The sequence below is a fragment of the Flavobacterium sp. genome (assembly GCF_027482425.1).
In the GTDB taxonomy this organism is placed as follows: domain Bacteria; phylum Bacteroidota; class Bacteroidia; order Flavobacteriales; family Flavobacteriaceae; genus Flavobacterium.
The window spans coordinates 1-10475 of record NZ_JAIXWA010000056.1; the positions used below are offsets into that span (position 1 = coordinate 1).

Annotated in this window: 12 protein-coding genes; 10 read left to right on the forward strand and 2 right to left on the reverse strand. The window is 38.8% G+C overall.

The genetic code is table 11. The features are described 5' to 3' along the window. The 8 genes from Q0037_RS08255 to Q0037_RS08290 all read left to right on the forward strand — a co-directional run. Nucleotides 1-794 (forward strand): 2OG-Fe(II) oxygenase family protein (locus tag Q0037_RS08255; RefSeq protein ID WP_297517162.1); only part of this gene is annotated, 794 nt, incomplete at its 5' end. A 116-nt stretch (nt 795-910) separates the two neighbouring features. Next, nucleotides 911-1243, forward strand: coding sequence for a translation initiation factor (locus tag Q0037_RS08260; protein ID WP_297517163.1), 333 nt, complete (start codon nt 911-913; stop codon nt 1241-1243). Nucleotides 1244-1420: 177 nt separating this feature from the next. After that, entirely contained in the window at nt 1421-2290 is an 870-nt protein-coding gene (locus Q0037_RS08265) for a nucleoside phosphorylase (protein ID WP_297517164.1), read from the forward strand. Nucleotides 2291-2401: 111 nt separating this feature from the next. After that, a complete protein-coding gene (locus Q0037_RS08270) occupies nt 2402-2941 on the forward strand; it encodes a GNAT family N-acetyltransferase (RefSeq protein ID WP_297517165.1) in 540 nt (179 codons plus the stop codon). Continuing rightward, nucleotides 2938-3789, forward strand: a complete 852-nt coding sequence (locus Q0037_RS08275; RefSeq protein WP_297517166.1) for a substrate-binding domain-containing protein — start codon at nt 2938-2940, stop codon at nt 3787-3789. The genes Q0037_RS08270 and Q0037_RS08275 overlap by 4 nt, the downstream gene beginning before the upstream one ends. An 11-nt stretch (nt 3790-3800) precedes the next feature. After that, complete coding sequence (locus tag Q0037_RS08280; protein ID WP_297517167.1) at nt 3801-4733, forward strand: transglutaminase; 933 nt, start codon at nt 3801-3803, stop codon at nt 4731-4733. Between the two features lie 49 nt (nt 4734-4782). Beyond that, nucleotides 4783-5355, forward strand: a complete 573-nt coding sequence (locus tag Q0037_RS08285; protein WP_297517168.1) for a hypothetical protein — start codon at nt 4783-4785, stop codon at nt 5353-5355. A gap of 12 nt (nt 5356-5367) precedes the next feature. Further along, entirely contained in the window at nt 5368-5952 is a 585-nt protein-coding gene (locus Q0037_RS08290) for a hypothetical protein (protein ID WP_297517169.1), read from the forward strand. On the opposite strand, the gene ung is transcribed toward Q0037_RS08290, so the two are convergent. Then, on the reverse strand, nt 5953-6615 hold the full coding sequence (gene ung / locus Q0037_RS08295; RefSeq protein ID WP_297517170.1) for a uracil-DNA glycosylase: 663 nt from the start codon (nt 6613-6615) through the stop codon (nt 5953-5955). Between the two features lie 82 nt (nt 6616-6697). On the opposite strand from ung, the gene Q0037_RS08300 reads away from it, so the two are divergent. Together Q0037_RS08300 and Q0037_RS11890 are read left to right on the forward strand one after the other, a co-directional pair. Beyond that, nucleotides 6698-8872 (forward strand): DNA mismatch repair protein MutS, encoded by a 2175-nt coding sequence (locus Q0037_RS08300; RefSeq protein ID WP_297517171.1) that lies wholly within the window; start codon nt 6698-6700, stop codon nt 8870-8872. Beyond that, entirely contained in the window at nt 8869-9282 is a 414-nt protein-coding gene (locus tag Q0037_RS11890) for a thiol-disulfide oxidoreductase DCC family protein (protein ID WP_367274085.1), read from the forward strand. The genes Q0037_RS08300 and Q0037_RS11890 overlap by 4 nt, the downstream gene beginning before the upstream one ends. 248 nt (nt 9283-9530) lie before the next feature. On the opposite strand, the gene Q0037_RS08305 is transcribed toward Q0037_RS11890, so the two are convergent. Next, nucleotides 9531-10475, reverse strand: a 945-nt coding sequence (locus tag Q0037_RS08305; RefSeq protein WP_297517172.1) for a T9SS type A sorting domain-containing protein, incomplete at its 5' end; no start/stop codon positions are given.

Below are 10475 nucleotides of genomic sequence, written 5' to 3' on the forward strand. Positions count from 1 at the left end.
ACGAAGTGCGGAACTTCTTTAATCTCCCATTGGAAACCAAAGGAAAATATGAGATTCCAGGCATTGGAGGGCAACGTGGTTATGTATCTTTTGGAAAAGAACATGCCAAAGGTCGATCGGCTGGGGATTTGAAAGAATTTTGGCATTTTGGCCAATACGTGAGTAAGGGCTCCAAATGGGAAGGCGAATACCCCGACAATGTTATTGTTGAGGAGTTGCCCAAATTTAATGAAGTGGGAAAAAAAGCCTACCAAATGCTTGAAAAAACAGGCGTTTATGTACTTCGTGCATTAGCACTACATATCGGTTTGGATGAATTTTATTTTGATAACTACATCAAAGACGGCAATAGCATTTTACGCCCCATCCACTACCCTCCAATAACCGATGAACCCCAAGATGGCGCCGTTCGTGCCGCTGCTCACGGAGACATTAATTTGATCACCTTATTAATGGGTGCTCAAGGAAAAGGGTTGCAAGTGCAAAATCATGATGGGCAATGGATTGATGCGATTGCACAAGACGATGAATTGATGATTAATGTGGGCGATATGTTGTCGCGTCATACCAATAACAAATTAAAATCAACTATCCACCAGGTAGTTAATCCTCCAAGAGAGTTGTGGGGAACTTCACGATTTTCAATTCCGTTTTTCATGCATCCTGTGAGTGACATGTATTTGGATTGCTTACCCCAATGTATTGATGAAAACAATCCAAAATTGTATGAGGATATCACCGCTGGCGACTTCTTGAACGAGCGCTTAGTGGAATTGGGATTGATCAAAAAATAAGGAAACTAAATTTCCGAAACCGAAATTCCAAATTCCAATGCACTGTTGGGATTTGGAATTTGGTTTTTTTACCACTTGATTTTTCTAACAATGAAACGTAACAAAATAACACTCCCATGAGTACCTTAGAAGAACAATTAAAAAAACTATTTCCTGATTATATCCCAACGGAACCCGAACCTGAAACGACTCAAGAACATGAATTGTTTGTTCAAAAAGAACCGATGATTTGTAAATATGAAAAGCGAAAAGGCAAACCTACCACGATTATCGAAGGCTATGAAGGAGAAGAGGAAGATTTCAAAATGCTGGCCAAAGAAATTAAAACCAAGTTAAGTGTAGGCGGCAGTTTTAAAGACGGCGCTATAATCATTCAAGGCGATTACCGCGATAAAATCATGCAACTATTGAAAGATAAAGGGTTTAAAGTTAAACGTGTGGGAGGATGATAGGAATTATAAATTATGAATTATAAATTATAAATTATGAGTTATGAGTCAATGAACAAAAATAATTAAGTAATTCAATTTTTCTAATCCTTCAACCACTAACAAGTCACCCCCAAAGTTTCGGGGCTAGTCACTAGTTACTAATCGCTATTTACTAATCACTAATCAAAAAAACCGATGATTGCTTCATCCGAATTAATACTCAATCCCGACGGCAGTGTGTACCATTTAAACTTGCTTCCTGAACATATTGCGCACGACATCATTTTTGTGGGCGATCAAAACCGTGTAGAAAAAATTACCCAACACTTCGAATGTATCGAATTTTCGCAACAAAAAAGAGAGTTTAAAACCCAGACAGGCTATTTTAAAGGCAAACGAATGACCGTAATGTCTACAGGGATTGGACCCGACAATATTGATATTGTCATGAACGAATTAGATGCTTTAGTCAACATAGATTTGACTACACGAACCGTTAAAGAAGAACTAACTTCGTTAAATATCATTCGTATAGGAACATCAGGTTCGTTACAGGCAGACATTCCGGTCGATAGCTTTGTTATGAGCAAATATGGCTTAGGATTGGATAATATGCTTCGCTCCTATTTAATTGATGAAATTTCTGAAAAAAACATTGAAGAAGCTTTCATCCAACAAACCAACTGGGACATTCTAAAAGGACGTCCATATGTGATTAAAGGGTCCGAAAGCCTAGAACAACGCATCGAAAGTGAAAAAATCATCAAAGGATTTACAGGAACGGCTGGTGGATTTTACGGACCACAAGGACGGGTACTACGATTGCCTATTCAAGATCCCGAATTAAATTCTAAAATGGATGCTTTTGAATTTGAAGGGATAAAAATGACCAATTTAGAAATGGAAACGGGAGCTATTTATGGATTGGGCAAATTATTAGGTCATGAATGTTTATCATTGAATGCCATCATTGCCAATCGCGCCACCGGAACCTTTAGTGAAGACCCTTACAAAGCCGTAGATGCCTTGATAGCGTATACTTTAAATAAATTAGCACAATCCTAATAAGGAATAAGGAGCTTTTTCCTGCTTTCGCCTTTATCTCTCCACTAAAGCTACGAGGATATCGGCTCTACCTGACTGCCGGCAGGCAGGTCGGGGCTAAATCAAACCGTGATGATACAACAATTAGAAACCGATAGATTATTCATGCGTCCCTTCATAATTTCGGATGCAAAAAATTTGTTTGGCATGGATAACAATCCGAAGGTACATGAATATTTATGGCAACAACCCACGCTTGAACGGGAAGAATCGGTTAAAATTATTGAGTACATTCTGGGACAATATGAACGCAACCAAATAGGACGATTTGCCACTTTTTTAAAAAAAACCGATGAATTTATTGGATGGACAGGTATCAAATTTATCGACGATCATGTTGAAAATGGACATACTCATTTCTATGATTATGGGTACCGCCTTGCCGAAGAACATTGGGGTAAGGGGTATGCAACCGAAGCAACCGGTAAGTGGCTTGAATATGGATTTCAAGAAATGAACATTCCGATTATGCATGCGTATGCTCATCATGAAAATGGCGCCTCCAATCGTGTTTTACAAAAAACGGGGTTTACACTTCAAGAAACCTACCCTGATTCCGCTGGCGTACTTTGGAATTGGTATGCCTTTAATAATCCTACGTTGAAACCATGAAAACAATAAAAATTGTAGGCGTTCCCGAGCATTTTAATATGCCTTGGTATCAAAGTTTGGCTAATCGAGATTTTGAGCGCGATGGTATTGATTTGCAATGGACCGACATCCCTGAAGGTACTGGAAAAATGTGTCAAATGCTTCGTTCAGGCGAAACCGACATGGCTGTTGTATTAACCGAAGGCATGGTCAAAGATATATTAGGAAGTTGTCCCGCAAAAATAGTGCAAGTCTACGTTGCGACTCCGCTCCTTTGGGGGATTCATGTGGGTGATAAATCTGCATTTTATGCGATTTCCGATTTACAACAAACTACTGCGGCCATATCGCGTTTCGGTTCGGGTTCGCATTTGATGGCTTACGTTCATGCACAACAACAAGGTTGGGATACCTCCGCTTTACAGTTTCAAATCGTTCACACGATTGAGGGTGCAGTAGGTGCCTTACAACAAGGTACTGCCGATTATTTTATGTGGGAGCGATTTATGACGCAACCTTTAGTAGATTCAGGAGTATTTCGTCGTATTGGCGTTTGTCCCACCCCGTGGCCTTGTTTTGTGATTGCTGTTCGAGACGAAGTTCTAGTAAACGAAAAAGAGGCCGTTATTTCCATTTTGAATACGATTAATGCAAAAACAAAACATTTTAAAGAGCAATCCCAATTGATCGCGCAACTTGCTCAACGTTTTCATCAAAAAGAGGAAGCCCTAGAAGCATGGCTTTCATGTACCGAATGGAGTCAAAATCCTTTCACTGAAACCGAATTTGAACAGGTTCAAAATCACTTGTGGAACTTAAACCTTATCGATAAAAAAGATACCTTTGCTTCGGTAGTAAAAATGTTGTAGTAAGCCCTTCAATGACTAAACTTTTCTTTTCGCGTTTCCGACAATGGCAAGAGAAACTAGCGATTCCAAATCCTTGGGATAAAGTCATTATTGGGGTACTCAACCTACTGCTTACGATTCCCGTTTTTTTAATATTTCATCAAAATCTCACCAACCCCGAATGGCCTTTAGCAATAGATCGTGTTGGGCTTCTGTTACTGATTTTGGGTGTTTTTCAATGGATTTTAGTTCGACTTCGAAAAGTAATTTTTATAAGCATTGCCGGCTATTTCATTTTTTTGATTTGGGGTACTGTTGTAGGCGGTTACGGATTCCAAAATGTATTTGAAGAGTACCAATCGATGCTTTATGCTATGGAGGACAGTCCTTATCCGCAAGATATTGTAATCGACCGATTGCTTCCTTTTCCCAATAAATCCAAGATTATCAAAGCCATTGATTACGACCATCCGCAAGTTCGAAACTTTGCCCTTAAAGCAATTAACACCCATTTTAAATCGGTGCAAGGCTATCAGGATTATCAGAGACTCATTCAATGTTTTGCTGTTTTTAAAGAAATCAATTCCAAGTGGAACTATGTACATGATCCGGTGGGTCACGAATACATTGCTCGAGCAGATGAATCGCTGAAATACCTTTCTGGCGATTGCGACGATCATTCCATTCTCATGGCGGCAGCAGTCAAATCTATTGGTGGCATTCCCCGATTGATTCATACTCCTGGCCACATTTATCCTGAATTGCACATTGGTACTCGAAAAGATATGGAAACGGTCAATTATTTGATCAAAAAAGTGCTTTTCCCCAAAGAAAGTCAGCATAAAGCAGTACATTATCACATCGATGAACGTGGCAATGTGTGGTTGAACTTGGATTATACCGCCAAATATCCGGGCGGTCCTTTTATGAAAGAAGAAATTTTAAGTGCTTTGACGTTGAATTAAATGTTCTCGGGTAAAATATTTAGTATATTAGCCTTATAAATTCGAAACTATGCGCAAGTTAGCTTTACTCCTGCTCCTATTTAGTTTTGGTTTTTCTTGGGCACAAGAACAATCATCATCATTAGTAACTAAGAAAAATGAATTTCGTGTCGATGTCCTTCAGGCTTTAGCTTATGGTAAAATAAGTATAAGTTACGAGCGATTTTTTAATGGAAGTTTCTCTATGGGGGTCAACGGTAACTTCTCGAATAGTGACCGAATCGAGGAAGATTACAAAAACGGATTTCGCAATAACATCCCGCGGTATGAAATCAATCCCTATGTACGCTATGCCCTCTCAAAAAGTAAAGCGCGTTACTATTTCGCCGAAATTTTTGCTTCAGCTAATGGCGGTGATTTTAAGGAAATTGTGCGCGAAAACAGTGGCGGAAATGGATTTTATTCCATCAAAGAAACCCAATACAATGATTTTGCTTTAGGGGGAAGTTTGGGTTATAAAATGTATTTCAAAGAAGCTTTTGCTTTGGAAGTACTCGTTGGTTTTGGTTCCAATCTCATCAACAACGAAATGAGTCCCGATGTGATTAGTCGAGTGGGAATTAATTTGGGGTATCGTTTTTAATCTTACAAAGTCATGAAAAAAATTGTTTTACTATTTCTTAGTTTTTTTGCCATTAGCCTCAGTAGTTGTGATACCAACGATGATGACTTTTACAATACCGAATATGTTCGCGTCAATGGATTACTAAACATTGATACCCAAACTAGTTATACTGTTGGTGATAAAATTACAGTGAATTGCGTGGTGAATCGTTTGGTTAATGAGCTAGGACAAAGCACTCCCTTGGATATTCGAAAAACGACCAATAATGCACCTACCCTAACCTTTTCGTATGTTTTAGAAAAACAAAATGGTACTGAATGGGTGCCTGTTTCGGTGCCTGCGAATCAAATGGACGTAAGTAGTGGACAACTCCAAAATCTTGGCTTTTATTTGGCTACAGCTCCCTATGATACGGTTCAAGATGCGTATGTTTTTAGAGCCGGATTGCCTTTGTTGAGCGCGGGAACCTACCGCTTAAGTTATGGATACAACAGTGAAGAAACAGATATCGTAGAATTGCGCTCCAATTCAGCATCTGACGCCATTACCTTACTGATTTACACCACATCAAATGCCTTGAACAGCAGTGGGTTTTACACCTTTACGGTCAACTAATTACCACTTCATTTCTTGATTATAATGCTTACAAAGGAAAGCATTTGTTTGACTGAAATGGCGATTTCCAAACCAGAGTCCCCGATTGGCACTCAGTGGCGAAGGGTGTCCTGATTCAAGTACGAGATGACGCGATCGGTCAATCCATTGTCCTTTCTTTTGCGCATAACTCCCCCATAATAGAAATACCAAATTGTGTTTTTCGTGGGCGAGTTTTTGGATCACCGTATCCGTAAATTTCTCCCATCCTTTTCGTTGGTGGCTTCCCGCTTGATGCGCTCTTACGGTCAAAATTGCATTCAATAAAAGAACCCCTTGTGAAGCCCAATGCTGCAGACAACCCGACTGTGGGTAAGGAATTCCTAGATCGGATTCTAATTCTTTAAAAATATTTTGCAGGGAAGGCGGATGAGACACGTTTTTGGGTACAGAAAATGACAACCCATGCGCTTGACCGGGTCCGTGATATGGGTCTTGCCCGATGATTACTACTTTGGTATTGTCGAATGAACACTGGTCAAAGGCAGCGAAAATTTGTTCTGGTGGCGGAAAGCAAAGATGGTGGTTGTATTCTTCTGTCATAAAACGATTTAAATCTTGAAAATAGGGTTTTTCAATTTCTTCTTGAAGTAAAAAAGACCATGAGGACGGTAAGAATAACATTTCTTAATTTTTTATCAAAAATAAGGAAAAAGTAAAGGATAGGCACCGTTGACTTTGTACCTTTGATCTGTTTAGTTTTATTATGATTGCAATAACAGAAAAGACGCGAAAAGATCTCGAATTTCATACAGTTTTGGAAACTATTTCTCAATACTGTGTTACTGAATTAGGGCTGGAAAAGGCACAACAAATTGGGCCTTTTTCGCATAAAGAACCGTTGATGGCTGCTTTGCACCAAACTTCGGAGTATGTTTCCTCGTTTTCCAATAATAATGCTATTCCCAATCATGGTTTTGATACCCTTTCGTCCGACATACAAATGCTTTCTATTGAAGATAGTTTCCTTGAAATAGATAGCTTTCGAAAAATAGCGGCAACTTCAGAAACGGTCAACACTCATTTACTTTTTTTAAAAAAATTCAATACCTACTATCCTTCGCTTCATCTTTTGGCTTCAGAAGTAGAGTTCACCAAAGTCATCATTCAAAAAATTGAAGCCGTCATTGACAAATACGGAGTTATCCGTGATAATGCTTCTCCCGATTTGGTTAATATTCGTCGAAATATTAACCTGGTTCGCGGTAAAGTGAATCAAAGTTTTGGACAAGCTTTAGTGCATTACCAAAGTTTGGGGTATTTGGACGATATCAAAGAAACGGTAGTTGAAAACCGAAGAGTTTTAGCCGTCTTGGCCATGTACCGTCGTAAAGTTAAGGGTTCCATCATGGGCAGTTCAAAAACGGGAAGTATTGCCTACATTGAACCTGAAGCTACGCTGAAGTATAGCCGAGAATTGAATCAATATGAATACGAAGAACGGGAAGAAATTGTTCGCATTTTAAAACGTCTTACTTTTGATATTCGCCCTTTTGCTGCATTGCTCCATCAATATCAGGATTACTTGAGTACCATTGATGTCATTCATGCCAAAGCTCGATATGCCCAGCTAATTCAAGGCATTCTTCCCAACATCACCGAGGAGAAGCGCATTTTTCTAAGGGAAGCCTACCACCCGATTCTGTATGTTACCAACAAACAGAAAAATGAAGTTACCTATCCTCAAACCCTTGAGTTAACCCAAGACAACCGTATTATTGTGATTTCGGGACCCAACGCTGGGGGAAAAACGATTGCTTTGAAAACGGTTGGCTTGTTGCAATTAATGTTGCAATCGGGTATTCTCATTCCTGTTCATGAACGAAGCGAGACCTTACTATTTGATCGTATTTTAACCGATATTGGAGATAATCAATCTATTGAAAATCATTTGAGTACCTACAGTTATCGGTTGAAAAACATGAATTACTTCTTAAAGAAATGCAATGCTAAAACCTTGTTTCTAATCGATGAATTTGGAACAGGTTCCGATCCTGATTTGGGGGGAGCTTTGGCCGAAGTTTTTTTAGAAGAATTTTACCATCGAGAAGCCTTTGGGATAATCACTACACACTATACCAATTTAAAAATACTGGCCAATGAATTGCCTTGTGCCACCAATGCAAACATGTTGTTTGATGAGCAATCGTTGGAACCACTTTATAAACTACACCTTGGTCAAGCGGGAAGTAGTTTTACCTTTGAAGTCGCCCAAAAAAATGGCATTCCCTATGGTTTGATTAATCGGGCAAAAAAGAAAGTAGAAGGCGAGAAAGTTCGTTTTGACAAAACCATTGCCAAGCTTCAGAAAGAGCGGAGCCGTATGGAAAAAACGTCCGAGAATCTGAAAGAAGAAGAAAGTAAAGCACGGGAAGAAAGCAAACGTTTGGAGCAAACCAACAAAAAAATTCAGGAAAAATTGGAACGCTACCAAGAAATGTATGATGCGAATCAGCGGTTGATATATATGGGACAGAAAATCGATGACATTGCCGAGAAATATTTTTCGGATAAAAATAAAAAAGTGCTGATTGGAGATTTTCTTAAATTGGTGGAGATTGAAAATTCGAAGCGTAAAAAAATCAGCGCTAAAGAGAAAAAGGAAAAGGAAATTGTTCAAAAAAAGGTGGTCGCCGAATTGAATATTGCTGTGGCTTCTATTCGAACAGAGAAAAAGGAAAAGAAGATAAAAGCCCAACAAGAAGCGAGTGTCAAACCCAAAATTACGCTACAAGTTGGAGATCGCGTTCGGATGACAGACGGAAAAGCTGTAGGTACTTTGGACAGTATTGAAAAAAATAAGGCTACCGTAAATTATGGACTATTCACATCCAAAGTGAGTCTCGAAATGTTGGAATTTGTAGAACGACCCAAAAATTGATTTCAATCCCTGATTCCAAAAAGCTAATCGTATATGATGGACAGTGTATGTTGTGCGATTATTGGGTACGTGTACTATTACGTCACGATAAAAAAGAAGTGTTTTACTTTACTGAACTTCAATCGGAAACCGGAAAATCGGTTCAAAAATACTTAGGAATTGAATATTTAAAAATGGACAGCATTATTCTTTATGTTCCTCAAAAATCCTATTACATTAAATCAGCTGCAATTTTTGAAATTGTAAGATCATTACCTTGGTACTTTAATGGGCTAATGATTTTTAAAATTCTTCCTCAATTTGTTACGGACAAGATATACGCATTACTGGCTAAAAATCGCTATCGATTGTTTGGAGTCAAAACTATTTGTACCATAGAGAACTCCACAATTAAAGATCGGTTTATATGACAAATATAAGCTCGCAACTTCAATTACCTCCGTACAATTGAGTGTCAATTTTTAAAAAAGTGATGCTAAATCGTACTTCTCTCTTGTATTCATGGGTCAATCATGCATACGTCATGATGGTCATATTTGGCCTATTCATTCTTGGATTGGCGGGTGCTGTAATGCTTATGGCTTCGGGCTCAAAAACAAAAAAGACTAAGCAAAGGCTTAGTCTTTTTTTATCAAGTAAGATTCGTGTAATTAATAATTTATTGCTTGATAATTTTGTGAGTTGCTGTACCGTTTTCAGAAACAACATTTAAAATGTACGCTCCCGGAGCTAAATCAACTACGTTAATTTGAGTTTGTGTAGAAGCTTCCATTGTAGCTGTTTTTACAATTCTTCCGTTGATGTCCATAATTGTATATGAAGTAAAAGCTGAAGGAGAATTTACATTAAATACATCGGTTGATGGATTAGGGAAAACAGTCAAGGAACCTTCAGAAACGATTTCTGTGGTGTTCAATAAAGTGTCTGTGCTTGATGCACGGACTACTAAGTTATCCATTACCATGGTAGTAGAACCTGTGTTAGGTGCAGCAGTTGTATTTCCTGAGAAAGAAACAAAATCAATTTCAGCAGGATCAGTAGCAGTAGAACTGCCTAAAACACCGACACCCGCAGCAGCAATACCTGGCCCTTTAATGAGTACTTGACGTGTTGTAACGTTGTATGAAACACCAATTCTACTTACCGTATTTGCAGGCAATTGAATCCCAGGGGCAGCCGCTAAATTATAAGTATAGTTTCCAACAGGATTTCCAGTTGGTGTAGAATACGCCACAAGCAATAACTCACGGGTAGCAGCACGAACCACAAAACCACCAAGAACACGGTCACCTGCAGCATTGAAGATGTACACACCAAATGTATTTCTGCTCGTAGAAGTTCCATCGCCTGGATTGATATCAACCTCCAATTCAATAATGTTATTTCCATTGGTACGGGCACCCCAAATTGCAGGAAAACCATCTTGCCACATAAATCGTGAACCTTTATCACCATCAGGACCTTCTAAAGAAAGAGCCAAATCACCTGCACTGACCGATACAATTTGAGCATTGGCAACACCAGCGTTTGTAGAAGTAGTTTTTGCTTCAAAAAAAAAAAAAAAAAAGAAATAATCTCCTTGACCAGGAGTGGCTCCAGTAAT